The organism is Rahnella sp. PAMC25559, from assembly GCF_050632365.1.
GTDB lineage: Bacteria > Pseudomonadota > Gammaproteobacteria > Enterobacterales > Enterobacteriaceae > Rahnella > Rahnella rivi.
In genome coordinates, this window is record NZ_CP192543.1 from 3,485,098 (window position 1) to 3,510,271 (window position 25,174).

The window sequence follows — 25,174 nt, forward strand, 5'->3', positions numbered from 1 at the left end:
GTAACCTGTAAAATTAAGGGTCTGTATCATTGTGACAGTGGAAACCCTGTTCAATCGGCAGAATAAGGACAAAAAAGCGCGGCTATTTTGATTATGTCTCGAACATTGTCCTCGCGGCACCCTTTTGTACGCCGCTCACAATAGCTCATTTTGTGATCAAAACATAAAGATTATCCTAAATTATACCAGTCGGCGCGAAGAAGGGATTCAGAATAATCGTAAGTTTTGGTTAAAAAAAACCCCGCCGAGGCGGGGTTGGACTGTGTTTTTCGGGTTATCCGAAAAATTAGCCTTGCAGCAGGGACAGTACGGACTGTGGAACCTGGTTAGCTTTAGACAACACTGAAGTACCAGCCTGTTGCAGGATCTGCGCTTTAGACATGGCAGAAACTTCAGTCGCGTAGTCAGCATCCTGAATACGGCTCTGTGCAGACTGCAGGTTGGTAGTGGTGTTTGCCAGGTTAGTGATAGCAGAATCGAAACGGTTCTGAATCGCACCCAGTGAAGAACGGAAATTATCGACTTGGCTGATTGCTGCGTCGATCGCTGCCAGCGGATCAGTAGTAGAAGTTTTGATTGCAGTCAGAGTCTGCGTTTCCAGATCTGCGCCCTTAAGATCTGATGCCTTATAAGTTTTAGTATTCTCACCAGTTCCAGTTGTAACAACCTCAGTCAAGCCGTCTGTACCGCCCAAAGTTACGTTAGCGCCAGTAACTTGCGTGCCTGTTGTATCTTTGTAATCGATTTTCTTAGCCGTAACAACTCCGTTAGTTACATCAGCTGCATAAAGTTTGTTATCAGTACCCTTTAATGCATAAGCTGTGTCACCTTTTGCATTAGTAACTTGGTACAATTTCGCACCCGAAATATCAGTTACAGAGGAGTCACCCATATTAATAGCTTTATTTACCGTTACATTGGTCACTGCTGCATCATCAGTTTTCACAGAAGATTGATCGGCAACTTGTGTACCTAAAGATACTACCCCAGTGCCGTTATCAATCGTTACGGAGTAATACCCGTTTTTGCCAATATCCGCACCTGTGGCACCACTCAGTTTAGCGTAGTAACTACCATCATCACTCTTAACAATTTTGCTTGCTGACGCACCTGTAGCTGTCACAGCAGCGTCAAAACTAACACCTGTACCAGCACCATCTGGATCTGTCGCAGTATCAAGAGCTACGCTAACTGGTACTGTAGTCAGCGCTTTACCAGTAGAAACGTTAGCAGTTTGTACATTCAGACCATTCAGACCCAGAGTGTTAGAGTCGATTTTCTGCAGGTCAATGTCGATAGTTTCGCCATCGTTAGAACCTACCTGAATTTTCATGGTCTGGTTTGAAGCTAATACTTTCACACCGTTGAACTGAGTCTGACCAGATACGCGGTCAATTTCGTCCAGACGGGAAGTGATTTCGTCCTGGATTGAAGACAGGTCGGAATCAGAGTTGGTACCGTTAGCAGCCTGAACGGACAGCTCACGAATACGTTGTAAGTTGTTGTTGATTTCGCTCAATGAGCCTTCAGTGGTCTGCGCAACGGAGATACCGTCGTTGGCGTTACGTGAAGCCTGAGTCAGACCGTTGATGTTAGAAGTGAAACGGTTAGCAATTGCCTGGCCCGCTGCATCGTCTTTCGCGCTGTTGATACGCAGACCGGAAGACAGACGCTCGATAGCGGTGCTCAGTGCGGACTGGGATTTGTTCATGTTGTTCTGAGTCATCAGAGACAGCGTGTTGGTATTGATAACTTGAGCCATGAGTGTATTCCTTCAAATCTGGTTAAGGGTTCGGGCTTATTGCCCACGGCGTTCATCACCGTCCAAACTTGTATCGGCGCTTCACCCACAACCTTTAGAGATATTTCATAAAATTTCTCGATTTCTTACTTTGAGAATTACCCCTCCTTATACCGGCTATTCACGCCATTACTTTTTGTTGTAATCCATTAAACTTTTTCTCCGTCGTGCCGATAGGGCTTAAAGACTCTTATACAACTCGTAAAGGATACATATGGCCACTATATCTTCATTAGGTATCGGCTCAGGTCTGGATCTGTCCACCTTACTGGACAATATGACCACGGCAGAAAAAGCGCGTCTGACGCCAATCACTACCGCTCAAACCAGCTATAGCGCAAAACTGACTGCTTATGGAACTTTACAAAGTTCACTGCAGTCATTCGCTGATGCGACCGCTGCGCTAAACAGTGCGGATGTGTATGCGGCAACGACTGCCACATCAAGCAACTCTTCAGCTTTCACCGCTACTACTGCTGCAGGGGCAGCAGCTGGCAAATATACGGTGAATGTGACCACGCTGGCGCAGGCGCAGGTCTTAGTTTCAGGTACTGCGAAAGACACCAGTACTGCGTTAGGTGGTACATCCACTAATGGCACACGCAGCCTATCTATCACTCAGGGTGATGGCAAACCAGTCACAATTTCATTAACTGATGATCAAACCTCGCTGGCTGGCATGCGCGATGCCATTAATGGCGCTGATGCCGGGGTCACGGCCAGTATCCTTAAAGTATCCGACGGTAGTTATCAGCTCATTGTTTCTGCTGACGATACAGGTACAGATTCAAAAATGACGATCGCCGTAACTGGCGACGACACTCTCAATAAATTTATTGGGTATGACTCTGCGACTAACACAGGCGGAATGACTCAAAACGTTGAAGCCAAAAATGCTCAACTCAGTGTTAACGGGATTGCACTGGAACGTCAAAGCAACACAGTGACCGATGCACCAGAGGGCATCACGCTGAACTTGCTGGCAACAACTGATAGCGCCGCAACCCTGACCGTTAAGAAAGATACCAGTGACGCCAGCACCAAGATTCAGGCGTTTGTTACTGCCTATAATGCGCTGCAAACAACGTTTTCTAATCTGACAAAATACACCGCAGTTGACAGTAATACAGCAACCCAGGACACCAGCAATGGCGCCTTGTTGGGTGACAGCGCCTTGAGAACCATCCAGACTCAATTGAAATCAGCGGTTTCCTCTGCGTTTAATTCAAATGGGATAAGTACGCTTTCAAGCATTGGTATCACGACAGATCCAGATACAGGCAATCTTGAAGTTGATAGCACTAAGCTTGATAAAGCGTTATCTGACAACACCAGTGATGTAAAAGCGATGCTGCTTGGCAACGGTACAACGACAGGCGTTATTACAAAGCTTAATAATCTCAATGTTTCCTATCTCGATTCAGATACCGGAACTATTGCGAATGCGAAAACTGCGGTTAATACCACGCTCAAAAGTTTGACTGAGCAGTACAACAAAGTGAACACCAGCATCAACACCACCATTGCCCGTTATAAAACGCAGTTCACTGCGCTAGACGTTGCGATCCAGAAGCTCAACAGCACGGCCGATTATCTGACCAAGCAGTTCGATGCGATGTCCACGTCCAGTTCAAGCTAGTAAGGAAGGAAGAAAAATTATGTATAACGCTAAAGGAACCCAGGCCTACGCACAGGTAGGTTTAGAAAGTGGCGTAATGAGTGCCAGCCCACATCAGTTAGTGGTGATGTTATTTGACGGGGCGCGCAGCGCCCTTATCCGTGCCGGCATTTTTATGCAGCAGGGAAATATTGCCGATAAAGGCAAAGCGCTCTCCAAGGCCATTAATATTATCGACAGCGGACTGAAAGCCGGAATGAGCCGTGAGAAAGGCGATCCTGATTTAGTGGATAATCTGGAAGCGCTCTATTCCTATATGGTTCGTCGTTTATTACACGCTAATTTACACAACGACCAAGAAGCCATCACGGAAGTGCTGGGCTTACTTGAAAATATAGCCGATGCCTGGCGGCAAATCGGCCCAAACTATCACCCGTCGCAGGACCACTATAATGGATCAACATCAGTATCTGGTTAATGAATATCAACTGATCCTGACTTTAAGCGAGCAGATGTTGCGGCTGGCGAAAGAAGAGAAATGGGATGAGTTGGTCGAGCTCGAAGTCAGTTATCTGAAAGCCGTGGAAGCGACCACCACGCTGCCGGTATCAGAAAGCACATCAATGGTTATCCAGTATGAAGTACGCCGATATTTGCGTCAGATTCTGGACAATGAAAATACCATTAAAACGTTATTACAAGCGCGGATGAATCAACTGACCGAGCTGATTGGACAGTCGACAAGACAACAACAAGTGAATATGACTTACGGAAAGATAGATCTCCGTTCGATCGCGTTTGGCGATCGCCAATAATTATTACTTTTGTTTTATTTTATATTGTTCTATTTTATCTAATATTTCTTGTACATACTAAGGTTTCAGAGGCAGAGAGCACACGGCTGCCAGGGCTAATTCTCTCTGTCTCCTTCCCTGACTTTCGCCTCAACCGGTGACCGGTTTGTATTAGTAACAAAGTCGCGCAACGTTTGTTTATTACAGACAGCAGGTCGCCGTCGTCGTCATATTCGGGCATCATCAACATGGTACGTAAAATAAAAGTCACCCCAGGAATAGGATCGACCTCGTTGCTTATTCAGCACAGTGAACTTTTTATTCAAGATGTGTATATCGACAAACCGCAATTACTCCTGATTCAAAATGGAAGTATGACGATAACTTACCAGGATCAGGAAATTTCGCTGCAAACAGGTGAAATGCTGGTGCTCAACAGCGGGCAAACGCTGGGTCTGAAACATCAGTTATCCGATAACGGCCCGTTTAGTTGCGCCATCATGGCATGGGATCCGACGCTGCTGGCCGATGCCGGCCTGCACACTCAGGCATTTAAACCGCCACTGATTACCGTCGATCATATGCAGGTGCTCCCCCACGTCCCCAGCGCCTTCAAACAAAGTTTCACCGATACCCATAACGCCATTTTGTGGCATCACGGCCTGCCTGCGCCGATCACCCGCCACCGGATGCTGGAGCAATTATTATGGCTGTCACAACTCGGTGTGCGCTATTCCCTGCATCACAGCGAAAGCGTAACCCAGCGGGTGCGCGAATTGCTGGTGAATAATCTGCATAAAACCTTCACAGCGGCAGAGGTGGCGGAACAGCTGATGATGAATGAGGTGATGCTGCGACGCCGTCTGGCGGCGGAAAACAGCGTATTGCGTAATGTGATGATAGACGTGCGTATGACGCATGCCCTGCGCCTCTTGCAGTGCACGGACCTGGCGATTTCCCACATCGCGCATCAGGTCGGGTATGAAAGCGGCTCACGCTTTGCAGAACGCTTTCGCAAACGTTTCGGTTTCGCGCCTACAGCCATCCGCGGGCATTTGCGCGCCTTGTCAGTGCACTGATCCAGCACAAGTCATGTTCAATAACAATTGATGTCAAATGCTCACAACGCAAATCCATGCGTAACATCACACAATAATTGATTACCAGATGTTAACGGATTACCATGCCCGCCGGTTTTTTGTGAATGGTCAGGGGTTGGTTGTGCATGTTTGGTGGGAAGTGATTAAAACGATTTACTGGGGCGGGCTGGGTATCGCCGTGCTGTTCACCCTGCTGGTGAGCCGCGATACGATTAAGATCAGATTGTTAACGTCCGGCATTATTGGATTTACCTGGCCGATGAGCCTTCCGGTGGTACTTCTCTTCTCTCTGTTCTGACCTTCCAAAAAGAAAACCCGGCATTCACCGGGTTTTCAGAAACATACTTTTTGAATCTATGTGCTGTTATTTGCGCGTCTGAACCCAAAAACCGTGGATCAGACCCGGGAAGTAACCCAGCAAAGTCAGTAAAATGTTCAGCAGAAATGCCCCGCCGAAACCATTACCTATCAATACGCCTAATGGCGGCACCAGAATGGTGATCAATACTCTCCAGAATCCCATTTTTTATCTCCCTTTGGTTATCATGATGTTAATGATAGCCCAGCAAAGATATTGCAGACATAAGAAGAAACCTAATTGATCAGTTCGAGCATCACTTCCACATCACGCCGGGTCTTTTCCAAAATCTCCACATCACCCTGACGGTATTCTGCATCGCTCACCTGATGGATCTGGCGCATCTGCCATCTCACCTGATTTTTCTGCTCTTCGGTCATGCTCCGGCACATCACAATAATAAAATTGCGCAGCATCAGATGTTGCATAGCCGTTTCTTCAACGTGTTTATTGACCGACATGACCAAATCGACAACCTGATTCTCTGCCATTGCTGTACCTGCTGGAGTGAAAGATTCAACAGCGCCACAGTAGCATGGCGGATCCCGTGGCAATGCCGGTAGCTGAGACGATTAACCCCGCTAATTCGGCGCGTAGAATTTACCGGCGATATCGAAACCCACAAGAAAAAAACCGGCAATTTCAGCAGCCTGAACGGTTTAAAACACATCACAAAAATCATCTAAAAATAAAAAAGTGATTCTCATCACATTTCGGCGTTTTTCTCGGCCCAATGCTGTGATCTACTCTATAGTTTACGTATAAAAAATAGGATGTCCGGGCGGTACGTTACGCCTCTTGTTGTCTCTTGTTTTGCTTTTTGGGTATGAAATTCCAGGTAGATCCCTTGTAGTCAGGACAATTACCCCATCATATTTGGGGTTCAGGAGGCAGTATGTCGGAATATCATTATTTACTGGTTGGCGGAAGCCGCGACGGACAACGGCATGTTGATGCGTGCCATCAGTTCTCGTTGTGTTTCTGGGAAGATGCATCACAGCACAGGGATCGTGAGTTTTACGGAAAGCGTAACGAACGTTACAAAGTGAATCCGGAGAAAGGCGTTGACGGAAAATGGTACCTGGTCGGTTATTGTGGCAGTTGCTCGAAAATTCCTGCCGATGAATTGACAAACCAGGCACACACCAAACACGTTAAGCCAATGATGTAACTGCGGTTATATCAGATGTGACGAGTGAGAAGTAAAGAGTAAGCAGTCCCTTAAGACCCCGCCCTGAAAGCGGGGTTTTGTTTTAGGGGTTCAGGAGGCAGTCCCCTGAATATTACCTGCAAAGAATGCCACCTGCCCGCCCAGCTTAAAATGCCCCTCCTCGTGCCCTTGCCGGCCAAGCGGGGCAATACGCACAATCTCCCCTTCAAATTCACCGTCCAGAATACGGGTGATCGCCACATCCAGCTGATAGCTGGCAGGATGCACGCCCACCGGGAACGTGAGTAATTTCACACGATCACCCACCTCAAAACGGGTTAACAGCGGCAAAGGTGCCTGTTCGAATAAGTCCTGATCCATCGGTGACTCCTTGTTTTTCAGTAGGATTAATTAGAGGATAGGCCATGTTGCGTCGTTTTGCAGAAACCCGGCGTGAGGCACTTCTCTCTTTTAACAACTTTTCAGAAAACGCTTTTCAGACACTCAGCGTAAGGAACGTAACGTGACCAAATTGACACCCCAGCAATGCATCATCCTGACCGGTTTTACCGGCATTCTGCACGGAGAGTTTGAATGGTTTCACGAGGATCTGGAAAAACGCCTGGGTCGCGATGTACAGACCTCAGAACTGGGTTATCCGGAGTTTATTCAGGAGTGCCGGGAATTGTACGAGGAGGATTTTAACGCGCTGATGCCGGACTGACGGCGGTAACGCAGAAGGTGTGTGAGAGGCCGGGCGGGCAGCAACGTGCGCCCTGCCCGGCCATGCAGTTAAGGTTTTATTATCCCGCGAATATAGTTCTCATTCACTTTGATAACATTGCCTGTTTCCACATTCATCACCTGATATTGCACGGGTGATACCTCAGTCAAAATTGCGACAACTTCAAACAAACCTGGTGTAAAAGTAAGCGTGACAAAAACGCCAACAGGATAGACGGTCATGATTTTATCCTTTATTCAAACACTTATAACGTGTTTCATTTATCTCACAGCGGCATTTTAACGTGAATTACTCACCGTGAGTTATTGCATTATATCCGTTTATTACAGTGGAAGAATATGAGGTAAAAGAGACGGGTAAGACAGATAAAATGCTCATGATTTGATCAATTCAGATAACTCTGACAGACGTGGCGAAGAGTTCCTCATATGTGACCGTTTTCTTACATTACCCTGTCCCGGCACTCCGACCGCTCTCCTGCCAGTCCCTTGTTTTCGGTGCGATTTCAGTTAAGAATATAAATCCATAATGTTGCAATGAGAGCCCACGCCGTGAGTGCCCAGATTTTCGAAACCGATGTCGCCCACCCGCATTTAGCCCGTCTTATCGCCGAACTGGATGCTTACCAGTACCCGCTCTACCCGCCGGAATCCTTTTACGGGGTCAACATCACGGAGCTCAGTGAAGGGGAAATCACCTGTTTTATGGCGCGCGTCGATGATGACTGGGCGGGTTGCGCCTGTCTGTACATCTCAAAAAATAGCATTGCGGAAATGAAACGGGTTTACGTGAATCCGCTGTTTCGCGGGCAAGGTGTTGCCTCGTTGCTGATCGAGGCCATGGAGAAAAAGCTCAAAACGCTGGGGCATAAAGATCTGTATTTAGAAACCGGCGTGTTTCAGGAAAAAGCCATCACGCTGTATGAAAAACTCGGCTATGCCCGCACGGAGGCATTTGGCGACTACCGGCAGGCACCGGATCCGCTCAGCGTGTTTATGATGAAAACGGTGGCGTAGCAAAGTGCTCCATAACACTGTCAGCATGGCAGTGTTATGGAGACTGTATCACATCAGTACGTTGCTTTTGGTGGCAGGCAGGTCATTAGAGGGAATGACCCATTTCTTGAGTGTGATAATAAAAAAATTCTTACCCTTGGTGATTTTCGCACCGCGGTCGCCGCATTCCAGCGCGAGTTTAAAAAACTCATCACTGTTAATACTAAAAGCCAGTTCGACTTTTTTTACCATACCGGAATTCAGCAGGTCTTCGGCTTCGTGCAGGGATTTGGCCTGAATGACTGACATAAATACCTCGAGATAGCTGACGGACATTGTGAAGTTGCCCGTCTACGCTATTTCATTTTTGTTGCGTATTTATGACAGTCTTATGAATATTGGCAGAACCGTGACACAGACAAATTATGTCAGGCGGTAATGCGCATCCGGCATCGGCGTGTCCGGCAGCTGCGTCTGGTTATTCATCTCAAGTAAATTGATTTCAATGTTGGTGCACATCGCGTCCATCGGCAGATGGTTATTGGCGTAACCAAACGGCATCTCCAGCTCTTCGGCCAGCGTATCAAGAGAAAGGAACGTGTAGGAGATGAAGCCGGACACCAGCAGCGTCATGTAATGTAAGTCCACCACCAGCGCGAACGGCAGCAAACTGCAGAACAGATACACCGTGCGGTGCAACAACAGCCCGTAAGCAAAAGGGATCGGCATACTGACAATACGCTCGCAGCCGCCGACGACCTGAGAAAGCTGTAACAGCGTGGTATCCATATGCGCATAGACCACATCCGACATCTCCCCGCTGCGCCGACGCTCCGCCAGCCACTGCGACAACCGCAATTGCACCATATTGGTCGGTGCGCGCCGTGAAAGAATATCCTCAGCATCCTCCCCGAGCAGACGCTCCAGATCGGGGCGGGGATCGCTGTGCCGCAGCTGATGTTTGAGGCTGTAGCAGAAAGCCAGCAGCAGTGCGGTAACCCGCGGCGCTTCACCCGGACACACTGCCATCATCTGACTTTGCAGCGTGCGACAGGCAATCAGTAACCCGCCCCACAGCTGACGCGCTTCGATATAACGCGAGTACGCTACACTATTTCTGAACCCCAAAAAGATCGCAATCGACACGCCGAGCAAGCTGAAAGGCGCAAGCGTCAGCTTCACGCCGAGCGTCTCATACCAGGGCAGGCAGAGAATGGCGGCCAGCGACATCAGCAGATTTAAACTCAGGCGGAACATAATGCTGGGCAGCACGGAGCCGTGCCAGACGAACAAACGCAGGAACCAGTGACGCGGTGGACGGATTATCATGTTAGACAGGTGCTTTTGCAGGTGGGACCATTTTTTTGCGATTTTGGCAAATAAACCTGCACAAGCAAAGGACAATTTTGTGACACAGGTAACATTTATTTTGAGAGTGCTCATTTTTGATAACAGCGTGATAATCACTGAGATCAACAAATTGAAACAATTCCCCGCTCACTCTCAAGTTGTGGTTCTTTGCGGTCGATAATAGTATCGCGACGTAATTATTAAAAAACTAAGTCATCATCTTTTTACTGTAATAAACCGGCCCTAAGCTCGGTCATTAGAATGACGATGTCCTTTCACAAGCCTTCGCAACTGCACATGAAGGAATTGGGCGATGATTATTGTATTGATTGTTTTGGCACTGCTGGCGTTAGCCGTGTGGTTTGTCATCAGATCGGCAATGAAAGATATTGAAGACGATTATTAAGCATTTTTAGAATTTTTTGCGTAATCCAAACCCGCCCGGTCCCCTTTTGTCTCTCCCTCAAAAATAAAAAAATTGCCCCCGCGCTGCCCCATCAGGCCGCAGGTGACAATTTATTTTTCAGTATTTCAGTCAGTTACTTATTTACACCGACATATTCATCACATCCTGATACGCCGCCACCAGTTTATTTCTGACCTGCACGCCCAGCTGTAATGAAATAGAGGATTTTTGCAGATCGACCATCACATCGTTGAGGCTGACGCCCGGCACGCCCATCTCGAGTTTTTCAGCCTGCAGTTTGGCGCTGTTTTGCGTCTCACTGATCTTGCCTAATGCCGCTTTCAGTTCGCTGGCAAAACCGGCTTCTGACGTGGTGTCGGTCTGCTTAACCGCGCCTGCCTGCACTGCAGTGGCCTGCATTTGCTGTAAAACACTCTCAATGCCTTGAATTGACATGCTTTCTCCGCTTAACGCTCTTTCGGTGACCAATGGGGTTCTTTCATGGAATGACACCCTATCACATCAGTTTTTTCCTAAACGCCATAATTGACCGCAAAAACCATGGCTTATCGGGCCATTAACTTTGCCCTGCGCGACAAATAATGGCTCACCTAGAAAATAGGCCTGCCTGTGTGGGGGTTTGAAAAATGTCACGCTTCACCGATTGCGCACCTGGGAGTCTGTTTTGTTAAGAGACAACATGAACACCACCGTCCAACAGCTAAATAGGGATCTTGTATGAGTTCCGCAATAGCCGGCGCAGAAAACCCTGGAAGCGGTTTCACTGCTCTGCTTAATCGCCTGCGCGCCAACCCAAAAGTTCCTATCGCCATTGCTGCTGCGGCAGCCGTGGCTATTGTTGTTGTTATGATGTTGTGGGCTAAGCAGCCTACTTATAAGGTGCTGTTTAGCAACCTCAACGACAAAGATGGTGGCGCGGTCGTCACCCAACTGACGCAAATGAATATCCCTTATCAGTTTTCTGATAACGGTGGCGCAGTCCTTATTCCCGCTGACAAAGTGTATGAAACCCGTCTGAAACTGGCTGCGGCCGGTTTACCGAAAGGCGGCGCCGTCGGTTTTGAACTGATGGATCAGGAGAAATTTGGGATCAGCCAGTTCAGCGAGCAGATCAACTATCAGCGCGCACTGGAAGGTGAACTCTCCCGCACCATCGAAACGCTGGGCCCGGTCTCGAGCGCCCGCGTGCATTTAGCCATTCCGAAACCTTCTTTATTTGTACGCGAACAGAAAAACCCTTCCGCTTCCGTCACCCTGAATCTGCAACCGGGCCGCGCCCTCGATGATGGCCAGATCAACGCCATCGTTTATATGGTGTCGAGCAGCGTTTCCGGTTTACCTCCGGCCAACGTCACCGTGGTCGATCAGAGCGGACACTTACTGACACAGTCCGACAGCAATGGCCGCGATCTCAATGCGTCACAGCTGAAATACGCCAACGAAGTGGAAGGCCGCCTGCAACGCCGCATCGAAGCGATTCTGCAACCGGTGGTCGGCAACGGCAACGTGCACGCACAAATCACCGCGCAGATTGATTACGCCACCCGTGAACAAACTGACGAAAATTACCAGCCGAACGGTGCTGCGGATAAAGCCGCCGTACGTTCCCGCCAGCTCAGCACCAGCGATCAGATTGGTGGCTCTTCAGTGGGCGGCGTACCGGGTGCGCTGAGCAATCAGCCCGCGCCGGCAGCGACTGCACCGGTGACCACACCGCCTGCGGCCAACACGGCTCAGAATCAGAATCAGAATCAGGCTGTCAACGCTCAGAACGGCGCACAAAACAGCACGGCGAACCGTTCAACGGTGCCATCGAACAGCCGTCGTGATGAAACCACTAACTATGAAGTGGATCGCACCATCACCCACACCCAGCACAGCGCCGGTGCGGTACAGCGCCTGTCTGCGGCAGTGGTCGTCAACTATCAGGTGGGAACGGATGGCAAATCCAAACCGCTGACCGACGAACAGTTGAAGAAGATCGACGATCTGGTTCGCGAAGCGATGGGCTTCTCTACCGAACGTGGCGATACGCTGAACGTGGTGAATACACCGTTCAACGAAGCCGCGGATGACACCGCAGAGTTGCCGTTCTGGAAACAACAGGCGTTCTTCGACCAACTGATCGATGCCGGTCGCTGGTTACTGGTGCTGATTGTGGCCTGGATACTGTGGCGCAAGATTGTTCGTCCGATGCTGCGCAAACAGCAGGCCGAGAAAGAAGCCATTGCCGCCGCTGCCCTTGCCGCTTCCATGCCACAACCTGAAGGCAGCAAACCGGTCAAACTCAGCACCGACGAGCTGGAGAAACGTAAACGTTCACAGCAGCGCGTCAGCGTCGAAGTACAGACTCAACGAGTACAGGAGCTGGCCGATAAAGATCCGCGTATCGTCGCCCTGGTTATCCGCCAATGGATGAGTACCGAACAACCATGACTATGACCGGAACTGAAAAAAGCGCCATTTTGATGATAACCCTGGGCGAAGACCGTGCGGTGGAGGTGTTCAAACACCTCTCCCCGCGTGAAGTTCAGCAAATCAGTGGCGCGATGGCGAATATCCATCAGATCTCCAACAAGCAGCTGGCCGAGGTCCTGAATGAATTCGAGGACGAATCCGAGCAGTATGCTGCGCTGAGTGTGAACACCAGCGAATACCTGCGTTCAGTGCTGACCAAAGCGCTGGGCGAAGAGCGTGCCTCGAGCTTGCTGGAAGACATTCTCGAATCGCGCGAAACCACCAGCGGCATGGAAACGCTCAACTTCATGGAGCCGGTGATTGCCGCCGATCTGATCCGCGACGAACATCCGCAGATCATCGCCACTATCCTGGTGCACCTGAAACGGGGTCAGGCGGCCGATATTCTGGCGCTGTTCGACGAGCGTCTGCGCAACGACGTTATGCTGCGTATCGCCACCTTCGGCGGTGTCCAGCCAGCGGCGCTGGCCGAGCTGACCGAAGTGCTGAACAACCTGCTCGACGGCCAGAACCTCAAACGTTCGAAGATGGGCGGTGTTCGTACAGCAGCAGAAATCATCAACCTGATGAAAACTCAGCAGGAAGAAGCGGTTATCGAAGCAGTGCGTGGTTACGACGGCGAACTGGCACAAAAGATTATCGACGAGATGTTCCTGTTCGAAAACCTGGTGGACGTGGACGACCGCAGTATCCAGCGCCTGTTGCAGGAAATCGAAGGCGAATCGTTGCTGGTGGCATTGAAAGGTGCCGAGCAGCCACTGCGCGAGAAGTTCCTGCGCAACATGTCGCAGCGTGCTGCCGACATCCTGCGCGACGATCTGGCCAACCGTGGCCCGATGCGTATGTCTCTGGTCGAGAACGAACAGAAAGCCATCCTGCAAACGGTTCGCCGTCTGGCAGAGTCTGGCGAAATGGTAGTCGGCGGCGGCGAGGATTCTTATGTCTGATCCAATGAATGACCAGCCGGTGCCGGAAAAGAAAACCGCTGAAGAGCGGCAGACCGAGCGTCTTAACGCCCTGCCGTGGCAGCCGTGGCGGCCGGGCGATCTGGCGATGCCTTCTTTCGCCAGCCCGCTTGAGCCCTTGTTTCAGGAAGGTGAAGAAGAGCAGGACGACGGCCAGCCCAAGGTGCAGGTCGATCAGAATGAGCTGCTGAACCTGCAACGCCGCGCCGAACAGCAGGGTTTTCAGCAAGGTCTTGAAGCCGGTCAGAAACAGGGTTATGCCGCCGGATTTCAGTCCGGTCAGGAAGCCGGGCAACAGCAGGGTTTACTGGAAGGTCAGCAACAGCAGGCCGTTCTCACCGAACACTGGCAGCTTCTGGTGGCCGATTTCCAGCAAACGCTCGACGCGCTGGACAGCGTGATCGCCTCGCGCCTGATGCAAATGGCGCTGACCGCTGCCAAACAGATTTTAGGTCAGGCCCCGATTTGTGACGGTTCCGCCCTGCTCACTCAGATCCAGCAGCTGATCCAGCTGGAGCCGATGTTTAAAGGCAAACCGCAGTTGCGCGTTAACCCGGCTGATTTCGAGCGGGTCGAACTGCAACTCGGCGCCAGCCTCAGTATGCACGGCTGGCGTTTGCTGGCAGATAATCAGATCCACAGCGGTGGCTGTAAAGTCAGTGCGGAAGATGGCGATATGGATGCCTCGATTGCCACGCGCTGGCATGAACTGTGCCGCCTCGCCGCGCCGGGAGATCTCGGATGACCGCCCGCCTGAGCCGCCTGCTGAAATCCCTCGACGATGCGGAAAAACGCATGAGCCGCACGCCGGCCGTGCGCCGTTATGGCCGTCTGACCCGCGCGACGGGGCTGATCCTCGAAGCCACCGGCTTGCAGATGCCGCTCGGCGCCACCTGTCTGATTGAACGTCATGACGGCAAAGTGGTGCAGGAAGTAGAAAGCGAAGTGGTGGGTTTTAACGGCCAGAATCTGTTTCTGATGCCACTGGAAGAAGTCGAAGGTATTTTGCCGGGCGCCCGCGTTTACGCGCGTATTTCTCCCGACGGTCACATGGCCGGCAAGCAGCTTCCGCTCGGCCCGCAACTGCTGGGCCGCGTGCTTGACGGCAGCGCCAAACCGCTGGATGGCTTACCGCCACCGGACACCGGCTATCGCGCCGCGCTTATCACTCCGCCGTTTAACCCGTTGCAACGTACGCCGATCACCGACGTACTGGACGTGGGCGTGCGGGCCATCAACGCACTGCTGACCGTCGGTCGCGGCCAGCGTATGGGGCTGTTTGCCGGTTCCGGCGTGGGTAAATCTGTTCTGCTCGGCATGATGGCCCGCTACACCCAGGCCGATGTGATCGTGGTCGGGCTGATTGGTGAACGTGGACGTGAAGTCAAAGACTTCATCGAGAACATTTTAGGTGACGAAGGCCGCGCCCGTTCCGTGGTCATCGCAGCGCCGGCTGACGTTTCGCCGCTGCTGCGTATGCAGGGAGCCGCCTACGCCACGCGCATTGCAGAAGATTTCCGTGACCGTGGGCAGCACGTGCTGCTGATCATGGATTCCCTGACCCGCTACGCCATGGCCCAGCGTGAAATCGCCCTTGCCATCGGTGAGCCACCGGCAACCAAAGGTTATCCGCCTTCCGTTTTCGCCAAACTGCCTGCGCTGGTTGAACGCGCAGGGAACGGCATCAGCGGCGGCGGTTCGATTACCGCCTTCTATACCGTGCTGACCGAAGGGGATGACCAGCAGGATCCGATCGCCGACGCCGCCCGCGCCATTCTTGATGGCCACGTGGTGTTATCGCGCCGTCTGGCGGAGTCCGGCCACTATCCGGCCATTGATATAGAAGCGTCGATCAGCCGTGCCATGACATCGCTTATCGACGACAACCAGTATTCCCGTGTACGAAATTTCAAACAATTGTTGTCCAGCTACCAGCGTAACCGTGATCTGGTCAGCGTCGGTGCCTACGCGGCAGGCAGCGATCCGATGCTCGATCGCGCCATCCGCTTGTACCCGCAAATGGAGAACTTTCTCCAGCAGGACATCATGGAACGCAGCACGTATGAAGACGCCTGTCTGGAACTGAACATGCTGTTCCCTGGCTAAGACATTACACACAGAACTATATCCATCAACGTGCGCGCTGTATCAGGGCAAACAATGAAGGGTATGAGGAATATCGAATGGAAAGTTCATCACCATTGATCACCCTTTGTTCTCTGGCGCAAAAAGCGCTGGATCAGGCGACCAATCATTTGGGGCAAATCCGGCAATCGCATTCTCAGGCTCAGGAACAGCTCACCATGCTGCTCAACTACCAGCGTGAGTACCGCGAAAAACTGAACACCACCATGACCGGCGGAATTGCGGCCAATACCTGGCAGAACTACCAGCAGTTTATCGGCACGCTTGAAGTGGCGATTGAACAGCATCGCAAGCAGTTGCAGCAATGGGATCAGCGGCTCAATGCCGCCGTCAATCAGTGGCAGGATAAACAACAGCGACTGAATGCCTATCAGACCCTGCAAACCCGTGCCAGTGAACAGCAGCGTTCGCATGAGAACAAGATGGATCAAAAGCAGAACGATGAATTTGCCCAACGCAGCGCTTACAGGAAAAAAACGCTATGAATCTGAATATCTTGCCTGCGGCAGTCACCTCGGCGAAAACCACCGTTTCCGCCGCCTCCGCCAGCACGGCGTCGGATGCTGTCGCCACCGGTGATGTTTCCACGACCGGCGCCACCGCAGATTTTGCCAGCCAGTTGCAGGCGCAGCTGGGCGAAAAACTCGATCCTAAACTCGCCAGCCAGTTATCTCAGCTCGGCCAGAAAATCAGTGCCAAAGGCCAGATCCTGGACAAGGCCACGCTGACTCAGGCCGTGACCACCGGCGAAGAAGACGGCAGCCTGGCGCTGGACGACAGCGACCTGAGCAAAATGATTGCGGCGATCCAGTTGTTGCCCAACGGCAGCCTGAAAGGCACCGATCCTTCTGCGGTCAAAAATACCGCGCTCACCGATAAAGAAAAAGACACCCAGGCTGACGACGCTACCTCCCTGCCGGTGCAGGCGCTGTTTGCCCAGCTCGCCGCGCAACAGCAACCGGCGCAGCCACTGACCACCGCGACCGCGGCTTCGGCGCAGTCCGCCCTGTCTTCAGACACCGCCGATGCCGATAAAAAGAGTGCATTACTTGCCGGGCTGACCACCACCGCCTCTTCACTGCTGGCCGATGACGGTAAAACCGCCGTGACCGACAGCAGTGCACCGGCCACGGGCAGTACCGCCACCGCGCATGCGGCAGGCAAAAACACCTCCGCCGCCAGCCCTGATTTTTCCAGCGCGCTGGCCGCGATGACCGCAGCTAACGGCAATGTCGCCGTGGCGGCACAGACCGACAGCCGCACGGCGGACAGCGCCCTGAACCTGGTGAACAACGCCGCGGTGGCCGTCTCTTCTGCGCCGGTGTCAACCACGCCAACCACCACCAGCGCCGTGACCGCGCCGTCCACGCCGTTGCTCAACGCGCAGCTGGGGACGCCGGAGTGGCAACAGCAACTCGGTCAGCAGGTGATGATGTTCAACCGTCAGGGGCAGCAGACCGCCGAGTTGCGCCTGCATCCGCAGGATCTGGGTTCCATCCAGATCAGCATGAAGATTGAAAACAACCAGGCGCAGTTGCACTTTGTCTCAGGCCACAGTGCGGTGCGTTCCGCCATTGAAGCCGCGATGCCCGATCTGAAAACGGCGCTGGCGGATAACGGCATCAGCCTCGGTCAGAGCAGCGTCGGCAGCGACAGCTCGCAGTGGCAACAGGCGCAACAGCAAAGTTCACAATCCGGTTCGCAGCAGGGGAACGCCTCAAGCTGGGCGGCCTTTAATGCCGGTGGCGTGAATGCCGCGGCAGACGCCCTGCCGGTGCCGGTGTCTCTCGCGCAGCATCTTGGCGGTAACAACAGCGTCGATATCTTTGCGTAATTGTTCGCAAAATTGTTTCAGGTAGTTGCTGACGGTCAGTGTTCACTTAATTCAAACGGCAGAGCTGACCTTATTTTTCCCGCCTATTCTGACTATTGAACAACAGGATAAGCGGGATAATCATTTTCAGAATTGATCCGGCAGGTTGGGCTTCCCTCAGCTTATCTGCCCATACTTACAGGAAATCGCCTCATCCATGTCTGACTCCGCTCTCTCGGCCTCGCGCAAAAAAAAGCGACCGCTTTTAATGATTCTGCTTTTACTGGTGGCCCTTGGTGCTTGTGGTGCGGCGGGTTACGCCTGGTGGATGTTGCATAAACAGCAGTCAGCACCGGGTTCTCAGACCGCTGAAGTGAAAAAGAATGAGCCGCCGGTGCCGCCGATTTTCCTGGCGCTGGACACCTTCACCGTCAACCTGCAAACGCCGGATAACGATCCTGACCGTGTGCTTTACATCGGCCTGACCCTGCGTCTGCCGGATGAAAAAAACCGCGCCATCCTGAATGAGTATCTGCCTGAAGTCCGCAGCCGCTTGCTGCTGTTACTTTCACGCCAGAAAACGTCGGATTTAGTCAGTGAAACCGGCAAGCAGCAACTGGTGCAGGAAATCAAACAAGTTCTGGACGTGCCACTGGTCAAAGGTCAGCCCCCACAGGCGATCAACGACGTGCTTTTCACTGCTTTCATACTGCGATAAACAAATTATGGGCGACAGCATTCTTTCACAGGCCGAGATCGACGCACTGCTCAACGGTGACAGCAGCGACAGCGCGGCTGAAACCACAAAAGCGAAAACGCTGGCGTCCGACGACGGCGTTAAACCTTTTGACCCCACGACTCAGCGCCGCGTTGTCCGCGAGCGGCTGCAGGCGCTGGAAATCATTAACGAGCGTTTTGCCCGTCATTTCCGTATGGGGCTATTTAACCTGTTGCGCCGCAGCCCGGACATCACCGTCGGGCCGATCAAAATTCAGCCTTATCACGATTTTGCCCGCAACCTGCCGGTGCCGACCAACCTCAACCTGATCCACCTCAAACCCTTGCGCGGCACGGCCTTATTTGTGTTCGCCCCGAGCCTGGTGTTTATCGCGGTGGATAACCTGTTTGGCGGCGATGGCCGTTTCCCGACCAAAGTAGAAGGTCGTGAATTCACCCACACCGAACAGCGCGTGATTAAACGCATGCTGACGCTGGCGCTGGATGCTTATGAAGATGCCTGGAGCGGCGTTTACAAACTGAGCGTCGAGTACGTCCGTGCGGAATTGCAGATCAAATTCACCAACATCACCTCTTCCCCGAACGATATCGTGATCACGACGCCGTTCCACGTGGAAATCGGTGCGCTGAGCGGTGATTTCAACATCTGTATTCCCTTTAGCATGATTGAACCGATCCGTGAGTTGCTGACCAATCCGCCGGTCGAGAACTCCCGTCATGAAGAAAGCCAGTGGCGCGAAAATCTGGTGACCCAGGTTCAGCAATCCGAACTGGAGCTGGTGGCAAACTTCGTCGAAATTCCGCTGCGTTTATCTCAGATCCTGAAACTGCAACCGGGCGATGTGCTGCCGATTGAAAAGCCGGATCGCCTGATTGCCCACGTCGACGGCGTGCCGGTCCTGACCAGCAAATACGGCACCTTAAACGAACAATACGCTCTGCGCGTTGAACATTTGATCAACCCAATTTTAAATTCTCTAGATGAGGAACAGCCCCATGAGTGACACCAATAAACCGTCTGACGCCGGATCGGATAACGTTGACGATTTATGGGCTGATGCGTTTAACGAACAACAATCTGCGGGCAGCGCCAAAGCGTCAACCGAGGGTGTTTTCGCCGCGCTGGGCGCCCAGGAAGGAGCAGGCAGTTTGCAGGATATCGATATGATCCTCGATATTCCGGTCAAGCTGACCGTGGAGTTAGGCCGCACCAAGATGACCATTAAAGAGCTGCTGCGCCTGTCGCAGGGTTCCGTGGTTTCCCTTGACGGTCTGGCCGGTGAGCCGCTGGATATTCTGATCAACGGTTATCTGATTGCTCAGGGTGAAGTGGTGGTCGTGGCCGATAAATACGGCGTGCGCATCACCGATATCATCACGCCATCAGAACGTATGCGTCGTCTGAGCCGCTGATGAGCCAGACTGCCGCGACGGATTCCCCGTACCTTTCCGGGGCGGTGACGCCCGCCACTGCCCATGCCTCCGCGCCGGTAGTACCCGCCAGTTCCGTGCTGACGCAAGTCAGCTCCGTGCTCGGCGGTATTCTGCTGCTGATTCTGTTTATCGGCTGGGTGGCGAAACGGACCGGTCTGGCACCGCAGGCAAAAAATAACAAGCTGCTGAAAATCACGTCCAGCTGTCAGGTCGGGCGCAGTGAAAAAGTGGTGATTGTGGAAGTGGACAATACCTGGCTGGTGCTGGGCGTGACCGCCCACAACATCACACCGCTGCATACCCTGAGCGCGCCACCGGCCGATATCACGCCGGGCGCTGCTGCCGACAAGCCCGCTGATTTTCGTCAGCTGATGCAAAAAATGTTGAAACGTCCGGGAAAGCAGGCATGACCTTCTTGAGTTCCGTAGTTAACGCTGTCCGTCAGCGTCCTGTTCGCTTGCTTACCCGTTGTCTGCCGCTGCTGCTGCTCGCCAGCCCCGCCGCGTTTGCGCAATTGCCGGGCATCATCAGCCAGCAAATGGCGAACGGTGCGCAAAACTGGTCATTGCCGATCCAGACGCTGGTCTTCATCACCACGCTGACCCTGCTGCCTGCAATGCTGCTGATGTGTACCAGCTTCACCCGCATTATCATCGTGCTGGGTTTATTGCGAAATGCCCTCGGCACGCCGTCTGCACCGCCGAACCAGGTTCTGCTCGGCCTCGGGCTGTTTCTGACCTTCTTCGTCATGGCGCCGGTTTTCGACAAGATTTACACCGACGCTTATCAGCCGTTCACAGAAAACAAAATCAGCATGCAGGATGCCATGGATAAAGGCGCTCAGCCGTTGCGTGAATTCATGCTGCGCCAGACCCGTGAAAGTGACCTCGCGCTGTACGCCCGCCTCGCCAACCTGCCGCCGCTGGCAGGCCCGGAAGCGGTGCCGATGCGTATTTTGTTACCGGCTTACGTCACCAGCGAACTGAAAACGGCTTTCCAGATTGGCTTCACGGTCTTTATCCCGTTCATGATTATCGATCTGGTGGTGGCCAGCGTGCTGATGGCGCTGGGGATGATGATGGTGCCGCCTGCCACTATCTCACTGCCCTTCAAACTGATGCTGTTCGTGCTGGTCGATGGCTGGCAGTTGCTGCTCGGATCGCTGGCGCAGAGTTTCTACAGTTAATTCATGCCGTTGCCTGATTTTATGGGCGTCAGCGTCGCCGTCAGTGCGGGCACTGCCGGCGGACAAAATGACACGTAAGCCCGCCCACGCAGGTTCACATTTAAAGAGAGATTTATGACTCCTGAATCGGTAATGGCGATTGGCAATGAAGCGATGAAAGTCGCACTTGCGGTCGCGGCCCCGCTGCTGCTGGCTGCGCTGGTCACCGGTCTTATCGTCAGCCTGTTGCAGGCGGCGACGCAAATCAACGAACAAACGCTGTCCTTCATTCCGAAGATCCTGGCAGTGGTGGCGACCATCGTCATCGCGGGTCCGTGGATGCTCAATCTGCTGCTTGATTACATGCGCACGCTGTTTTCCAGCCTGCCGTACATCATCGGTTAACCTATGGTTTCTTTTGACAGCACCCAGTTAGCCGGATGGCTAAGCATGTATTTCTGGCCGATGCTGCGCATTCTGGCGCTGATCAGCACCGCGCCGATCACCAGTGAAAAACAGGTGCCAAAAAAGGTTAAAATTGGCCTCGCGGCGATGATCACCTTTCTGATCGCCCCGGCACTGCCGGTTGTCGACACCCCGATTTTCTCCACGCCTGCGCTGTGGCTGACCATGCAGCAAATCATGATTGGTACCGCGCTTGGCCTGACCATGCAGCTGGCGTTCGCCGCGATCCGCATGGCCGGTGAAATCATGGGCCTGCAAATGGGCATCTCCTTCGCCACGTTCTACGACCCAAGCAACCGCCTGAACTCTCCGCTGCTGGCACAATTTCTCAACCTGCTGGCGGTACTGCTGTTTCTGAGTTTCAACGGTCATCTGTGGCTGATTTCCCTGCTCGCCGACAGTTTCCACACCTTGCCGATAAGCCCCAATCCGGTGAATGCTCAGGGCTTCATGGCCGTTGCACAGGCGGGCAGCATTGTGTTCAGCGGCGGCCTGATGCTCGCCCTGCCAATTGTCACCCTGCTGCTGACACTCAACATGGCGCTCGGCATACTCAACCGCGTGGCGCCGCAGCTTTCCGTTTTCGTCATCGGTTTCCCGCTGACACTCAGCATCGGTATTCTCTCCATCGGGATGATGATGCCGCTGCTTGCGCCATTCAGTGAGCATTTGTTCAGTGAAGTGTTCGATAAACTGGTGTTAGTCATGAACCAGCTGGCGACCGGACGTTAATATGTATTTCCCGATGTCCGCGGGTGCTGAGGGTGTATTTATAAAGATTTGCAGCGTATATTCATGTGCCGGGTCATTTCGTGCCCATGGCTTACTTATTTAATTAAGATAAAAAGAAAATACAGGGATCAATTTTCTATGACGACTGAAATGGAAAATGACTTCACTTCAACAAATAAAGCCCTGCATTTTTACCGTGATGATGAGATGGACACGCTTAAGCTCGGTAAATTTTTAACGTCCCTGAATGCCAGCATTAAAATGCCGCTCCTCAGAGCAGAAGACGTATTATTTTACTTTGATGATACGGTGTTTGGCAGCGGCGATCGCGGCGTTGTTATTACCCGGAGTGAAATGATTTGTGACTTAGAAAAAGCATACAAATGTTTCCGTCTTGAATTAAGCGATATAAAAGCCCTGTCGATAAGCGGTAGCCTGAATAAGACCATTAAAATTTTGACGCATCATTCAGCACAGCATAAGTTTACCCTGACTCAGTCCAATAAAGGCGCTGAAAAACTTTTCTATGTGTTGAACACGCTGATCCCATAATCGAAATAAGCGCAACAGAGTCCTCCCTGTTGCGCTTATTTTATCTGGCTTTAGATCATGCAAACTGTTTCAACCTAATTCCCTTTCCCTTTCTCCACATAATGCATGTCCCCGATTTTACCGACCGTAAACTTACCGTCTTTATACGTGATCACCGTGACGCTGGCGTTCTGTAATGGCGCACGCAGGTTTTCTTCAGGCGTCATCCCTTCAAGCATCGCCAGAATGGCCATGCCATGAGAGACGATCAGCACATTGCCGCCGCCCTGTGCGCTGACTTTGCGGGCGATATCTGTCAGTGCGGCCTGCATACGCTGATGGACCTGCGCCGCGTTTTCGGTGGTGTGCGACGGATCAACCTCCGCCAGCGTATTCATCATGGTTTTCAGCGTCACCTGACCGTTATTCAGCGCCTGCGTCAGGGCGGCGAAATCTTTATAGCCGAGTTTTTTCGCCACCGGCTCCCACATCAGTAATTCATGCTCCCCTTCAAACGGGCCGAAGAAGGTTTCGCGCAGGCGCTGATCTTCGCTGACCGGCAGGGGTTGCCCGGCTGAGGCTAAGGCAATTTTTGCCGTCTGCCGCGCGCGGCCAGCATCACTGGAAAAGGCAGCGGTAAAGTGAATGTCTTTCAGGCCGCGGCCAAGTTGTTCTGCCACTTCCACCCCGGCGGAGGTCAGCGGCGTGTCTGACCAGCCCTGCGCCCGGTGCGCGGCGTTGAATAAGGTTTTACCATGACGGGTAACGTAAAAAGTCACTTCTCCCTTTTCACCGGCGGCCTGAACCTCAGGCGTCGCCGCCGACACCGTTACGCTGCTCAGGAACAGCGGCAGGCTGAAAGCCAATAAAGAGAACAGCGTTTTCGTTAAGCTATTTTTCATAACAGCATCCTTATCGTTGAGGTTAATTAAAAGATTTTGAATTTGTAATCCAGACGGAATTCCGCCGCGAAACTGTCGGTATTTTTAATATTGCCGTGGTGATCGACAATCGGCGCGGTGCCTTTATGTTCATACGTCCGGCCAGGGCCAATCAGGACGAAGAGAGACAAATCTTTCAGCTTTTTCGATGCCGGTTTCCAGACGGAATACAGGTTGAATTCCCCCTCCTGCACCGACTGCCCCTGATAATCGAAGAAACCGTAGTGGGTATTAATGCCGACTAACACCTCCGGAGTGAGGTTGTAACCGACGTCCAGCGACAGCACTTTTTCTTCGTCACGCATGTAATCGAGCCCCGCAGTGGTCATCGAGTTAAAGGTGCCGCGTGAATTTTTGCTCATGTGCCTCGGATACATGCCGATACCGCCGTCTTTATTGGCCTCGGTATAAGCCAGACCGCCTTTGGTGATCCAGCCGTTGTGTTTCCAGGTCACGTCGGTGGCGTAGTGATTCGCACGGGTGTCGAAATCTTTTTTGCTGTTCGCCATGCTGTTCCATTTATCCAGCCCTTCTGTCATGTATATCTGCACGCCATAAGACAGCGCTTTGTTTTGTTTTATTTTCAGCTCGAGGCCATTTCTGCGCAGATAATCTTCGCTCTCGCCATAGAAATACAGCGCGGTCAGATTGTCGGTTTTGACCTGAATATCACCGGTATAAATGGCGTTTATCGACTTTGAATCGCTGGTCTGAAAATCCACTTTATCCGGTGAATCACGGTTTGATGACCGGGTGACGTAACCCAGACGTAACCGGTAGGCGTCGTAGGTAATATCCCCGCTCCAGCCCTGATACGTATTAGGCGCAGCACGCATCGATGTGGTTAATACGCCCAGTTTAAGCAGTTTCCAGCCGCCGTACAGATTGGCATCCACTCCGCCTTCGGATAATTTTGCCTTGCCATAAATCTGACCGAGTTTATTGAAACCTTTCGCCTTACCTTCGTCGTTATACAAAATACCTCTCGACGCGAAATTATCGGCGGCGGCGAGTTTGATTACGCCATAATAAGAGGCATCGACACCGATAATGTCGGAGAGATATCCCGACGTGTAATCCAGTGACAGCCCCTGCCCCCATGCCGAGTGAACGTAGCGTTTATCCGTTTCGCCTTCATTCAGGTATTTCCAGATATTGTGCGTACCGAATTCCAGCGAACTTTTTTTGATAAAATCCGTTTCTGCAATATCGTCGATCCCGGCACATGCCAGTGCGGGAACACAGAGAAGCCCTAATACCAGTGCCCGTGCGTGCTTTTCCATAGCCTGTTTTTCCATTGCGTCATAACCCGAGGTAGAGTGATTTTTCTGGGTGCATTTATGACAGGCAAAAAAAAACCTGAACAGAAATCCCCCGAGGCGCGCGAGATTTCAGTTCAGGTTTTGCCTGCTGATGCAGTAACAATCCG

At 52.2% G+C, this 25,174-nt stretch carries 32 protein-coding genes; 22 read left to right on the forward strand and 10 right to left on the reverse strand.

Features of this window, described 5'->3' with window-relative positions; translation table 11 throughout:
• Positions 1-286 precede the first annotated feature (286 nt).
• Positions 287-1,762, reverse strand: a complete 1,476-nt coding sequence (locus tag ACQZQY_RS17195) for a flagellin (RefSeq protein WP_431296082.1) — start codon at positions 1,760-1,762, stop codon at positions 287-289.
• Between the two features lie 253 nt (positions 1,763-2,015).
• Here ACQZQY_RS17195 and fliD point away from each other — a divergent pair, with 253 nt between their 5' ends.
• From fliD to ACQZQY_RS17220, 5 genes are all read left to right on the forward strand, one after another.
• Complete coding sequence (fliD, locus tag ACQZQY_RS17200; protein ID WP_431296083.1) at positions 2,016-3,440, forward strand: flagellar filament capping protein FliD; 1,425 nt, start codon at positions 2,016-2,018, stop codon at positions 3,438-3,440.
• 19 nt (positions 3,441-3,459) lie between these two features.
• A complete protein-coding gene (gene fliS, locus ACQZQY_RS17205; protein ID WP_122095066.1) occupies positions 3,460-3,897 on the forward strand; it encodes a flagellar export chaperone FliS in 438 nt (145 codons plus the stop codon).
• Positions 3,872-4,234 (forward strand): flagella biosynthesis regulatory protein FliT, encoded by a 363-nt coding sequence (fliT, locus tag ACQZQY_RS17210; RefSeq protein ID WP_122095064.1) that lies wholly within the window; start codon positions 3,872-3,874, stop codon positions 4,232-4,234. Before fliS ends, fliT begins: the two co-directional genes overlap by 26 nt.
• A gap of 353 nt (positions 4,235-4,587) precedes the next feature.
• Positions 4,588-5,292 carry a helix-turn-helix transcriptional regulator gene (locus tag ACQZQY_RS17215; RefSeq protein WP_431296084.1) on the forward strand — a complete coding sequence of 235 codons (705 nt, stop codon included), beginning with the start codon at positions 4,588-4,590 and terminating at the stop codon, positions 5,290-5,292.
• A gap of 142 nt (positions 5,293-5,434) precedes the next feature.
• Entirely contained in the window at positions 5,435-5,611 is a 177-nt protein-coding gene (locus ACQZQY_RS17220; protein ID WP_013575783.1) for a GhoT/OrtT family toxin, read from the forward strand.
• A 66-nt stretch (positions 5,612-5,677) separates the two neighbouring features.
• Here the strand turns inward: ACQZQY_RS17220 and ACQZQY_RS17225 are convergent, their stop codons facing one another.
• Together ACQZQY_RS17225 and ACQZQY_RS17230 are read right to left on the reverse strand one after the other, a co-directional pair.
• Positions 5,678-5,836 carry a YqaE/Pmp3 family membrane protein gene (locus ACQZQY_RS17225; protein ID WP_072158030.1) on the reverse strand — a complete coding sequence of 53 codons (159 nt, stop codon included), beginning with the start codon at positions 5,834-5,836 and terminating at the stop codon, positions 5,678-5,680.
• Between the two features lie 71 nt (positions 5,837-5,907).
• The gene (locus ACQZQY_RS17230) at positions 5,908-6,162 is read right to left on the reverse strand and encodes a hypothetical protein (RefSeq protein ID WP_056769914.1); all 255 of its coding nucleotides are present in this window, start codon (positions 6,160-6,162) and stop codon (positions 5,908-5,910) included.
• A gap of 404 nt (positions 6,163-6,566) precedes the next feature.
• Here ACQZQY_RS17230 and ACQZQY_RS17235 point away from each other — a divergent pair, with 404 nt between their 5' ends.
• The gene (locus ACQZQY_RS17235) at positions 6,567-6,842 is read left to right on the forward strand and encodes a hypothetical protein (protein ID WP_056769912.1); all 276 of its coding nucleotides are present in this window, start codon (positions 6,567-6,569) and stop codon (positions 6,840-6,842) included.
• Positions 6,843-6,932: 90 nt separating this feature from the next.
• Here the strand turns inward: ACQZQY_RS17235 and ACQZQY_RS17240 are convergent, their stop codons facing one another.
• Positions 6,933-7,202, reverse strand: a complete 270-nt coding sequence (locus ACQZQY_RS17240) for a hypothetical protein (protein WP_056769909.1) — start codon at positions 7,200-7,202, stop codon at positions 6,933-6,935.
• A gap of 142 nt (positions 7,203-7,344) precedes the next feature.
• Here ACQZQY_RS17240 and ACQZQY_RS17245 point away from each other — a divergent pair, with 142 nt between their 5' ends.
• Complete coding sequence (locus ACQZQY_RS17245; RefSeq protein ID WP_056769906.1) at positions 7,345-7,545, forward strand: hypothetical protein; 201 nt, start codon at positions 7,345-7,347, stop codon at positions 7,543-7,545.
• A 68-nt stretch (positions 7,546-7,613) separates the two neighbouring features.
• Here ACQZQY_RS17245 and ACQZQY_RS17250 read toward each other — a convergent pair whose 3' ends face one another.
• The gene (locus ACQZQY_RS17250; protein ID WP_162997812.1) at positions 7,614-7,787 is read right to left on the reverse strand and encodes a hypothetical protein; all 174 of its coding nucleotides are present in this window, start codon (positions 7,785-7,787) and stop codon (positions 7,614-7,616) included.
• A 330-nt stretch (positions 7,788-8,117) separates the two neighbouring features.
• Here ACQZQY_RS17250 and ACQZQY_RS17255 point away from each other — a divergent pair, with 330 nt between their 5' ends.
• Entirely contained in the window at positions 8,118-8,582 is a 465-nt protein-coding gene (locus ACQZQY_RS17255) for a GNAT family N-acetyltransferase (protein WP_122095616.1), read from the forward strand.
• Positions 8,583-8,630: 48 nt separating this feature from the next.
• Here the strand turns inward: ACQZQY_RS17255 and ACQZQY_RS17260 are convergent, their stop codons facing one another.
• From ACQZQY_RS17260 to fliE, 3 genes are all read right to left on the reverse strand, one after another.
• Positions 8,631-8,870, reverse strand: a complete 240-nt coding sequence (locus ACQZQY_RS17260) for a hypothetical protein (protein WP_056771880.1) — start codon at positions 8,868-8,870, stop codon at positions 8,631-8,633.
• Between the two features lie 114 nt (positions 8,871-8,984).
• Positions 8,985-9,890, reverse strand: coding sequence for a bestrophin family protein (locus ACQZQY_RS17265; RefSeq protein WP_056771877.1), 906 nt, complete (start codon positions 9,888-9,890; stop codon positions 8,985-8,987).
• 568 nt (positions 9,891-10,458) lie between these two features.
• Positions 10,459-10,773: a flagellar hook-basal body complex protein FliE gene (gene fliE / locus ACQZQY_RS17270; protein ID WP_056769901.1), complete on the reverse strand. Its 315-nt coding sequence runs from the start codon at positions 10,771-10,773 to the stop codon at positions 10,459-10,461.
• A gap of 282 nt (positions 10,774-11,055) precedes the next feature.
• Here fliE and fliF point away from each other — a divergent pair, with 282 nt between their 5' ends.
• The 14 genes from fliF (at position 11,056) to ACQZQY_RS17340 (ending at position 22,825) form a co-directional block, all read left to right on the forward strand.
• Positions 11,056-12,774 (forward strand): flagellar basal-body MS-ring/collar protein FliF, encoded by a 1,719-nt coding sequence (gene fliF, locus ACQZQY_RS17275; protein ID WP_431296085.1) that lies wholly within the window; start codon positions 11,056-11,058, stop codon positions 12,772-12,774.
• The gene (gene fliG / locus ACQZQY_RS17280; protein WP_056769895.1) at positions 12,771-13,763 is read left to right on the forward strand and encodes a flagellar motor switch protein FliG; all 993 of its coding nucleotides are present in this window, start codon (positions 12,771-12,773) and stop codon (positions 13,761-13,763) included. Before fliF ends, fliG begins: the two co-directional genes overlap by 4 nt.
• Positions 13,756-14,526 carry a flagellar assembly protein FliH gene (fliH, locus tag ACQZQY_RS17285; RefSeq protein ID WP_122095051.1) on the forward strand — a complete coding sequence of 257 codons (771 nt, stop codon included), beginning with the start codon at positions 13,756-13,758 and terminating at the stop codon, positions 14,524-14,526. The genes fliG and fliH overlap by 8 nt, the downstream gene beginning before the upstream one ends.
• Positions 14,523-15,887, forward strand: coding sequence for a flagellar protein export ATPase FliI (gene fliI / locus ACQZQY_RS17290; protein ID WP_183847339.1), 1,365 nt, complete (start codon positions 14,523-14,525; stop codon positions 15,885-15,887). Before fliH ends, fliI begins: the two co-directional genes overlap by 4 nt.
• Positions 15,888-15,964: 77 nt before the next feature.
• Positions 15,965-16,411, forward strand: a complete 447-nt coding sequence (gene fliJ / locus ACQZQY_RS17295) for a flagellar export protein FliJ (RefSeq protein ID WP_056769886.1) — start codon at positions 15,965-15,967, stop codon at positions 16,409-16,411.
• Entirely contained in the window at positions 16,408-17,760 is a 1,353-nt protein-coding gene (locus tag ACQZQY_RS17300) for a flagellar hook-length control protein FliK (protein WP_431296086.1), read from the forward strand. Before fliJ ends, ACQZQY_RS17300 begins: the two co-directional genes overlap by 4 nt.
• Positions 17,761-17,956: 196 nt before the next feature.
• A complete protein-coding gene (gene fliL, locus ACQZQY_RS17305) occupies positions 17,957-18,457 on the forward strand; it encodes a flagellar basal body-associated protein FliL (RefSeq protein WP_056769878.1) in 501 nt (166 codons plus the stop codon).
• A gap of 7 nt (positions 18,458-18,464) precedes the next feature.
• Positions 18,465-19,481: a flagellar motor switch protein FliM gene (gene fliM / locus ACQZQY_RS17310; RefSeq protein WP_056769874.1), complete on the forward strand. Its 1,017-nt coding sequence runs from the start codon at positions 18,465-18,467 to the stop codon at positions 19,479-19,481.
• Positions 19,474-19,890 (forward strand): flagellar motor switch protein FliN, encoded by a 417-nt coding sequence (gene fliN, locus ACQZQY_RS17315; RefSeq protein WP_056769872.1) that lies wholly within the window; start codon positions 19,474-19,476, stop codon positions 19,888-19,890. Before fliM ends, fliN begins: the two co-directional genes overlap by 8 nt.
• Complete coding sequence (gene fliO, locus ACQZQY_RS17320) at positions 19,890-20,321, forward strand: flagellar biosynthetic protein FliO (RefSeq protein ID WP_056769871.1); 432 nt, start codon at positions 19,890-19,892, stop codon at positions 20,319-20,321. The genes fliN and fliO overlap by 1 nt, the downstream gene beginning before the upstream one ends.
• Positions 20,318-21,097 (forward strand): flagellar type III secretion system pore protein FliP, encoded by a 780-nt coding sequence (gene fliP, locus ACQZQY_RS17325; protein WP_056769869.1) that lies wholly within the window; start codon positions 20,318-20,320, stop codon positions 21,095-21,097. Before fliO ends, fliP begins: the two co-directional genes overlap by 4 nt.
• Before the next feature lie 114 nt (positions 21,098-21,211).
• The gene (gene fliQ, locus ACQZQY_RS17330; protein ID WP_056769862.1) at positions 21,212-21,481 is read left to right on the forward strand and encodes a flagellar biosynthesis protein FliQ; all 270 of its coding nucleotides are present in this window, start codon (positions 21,212-21,214) and stop codon (positions 21,479-21,481) included.
• A gap of 3 nt (positions 21,482-21,484) precedes the next feature.
• A complete protein-coding gene (gene fliR, locus ACQZQY_RS17335) occupies positions 21,485-22,273 on the forward strand; it encodes a flagellar biosynthetic protein FliR (protein ID WP_056769860.1) in 789 nt (262 codons plus the stop codon).
• Between the two features lie 138 nt (positions 22,274-22,411).
• Complete coding sequence (locus ACQZQY_RS17340) at positions 22,412-22,825, forward strand: hypothetical protein (protein WP_431296087.1); 414 nt, start codon at positions 22,412-22,414, stop codon at positions 22,823-22,825.
• Positions 22,826-22,899: 74 nt separating this feature from the next.
• Here ACQZQY_RS17340 and ACQZQY_RS17345 read toward each other — a convergent pair whose 3' ends face one another.
• Positions 22,900-23,706 (reverse strand): histidine phosphatase family protein, encoded by an 807-nt coding sequence (locus ACQZQY_RS17345; RefSeq protein WP_431296088.1) that lies wholly within the window; start codon positions 23,704-23,706, stop codon positions 22,900-22,902.
• A gap of 26 nt (positions 23,707-23,732) precedes the next feature.
• Entirely contained in the window at positions 23,733-25,028 is a 1,296-nt protein-coding gene (locus ACQZQY_RS17350) for an OprD family outer membrane porin (RefSeq protein ID WP_431296089.1), read from the reverse strand.
• Between the last annotated feature and the right edge of the window lie 146 nt (positions 25,029-25,174).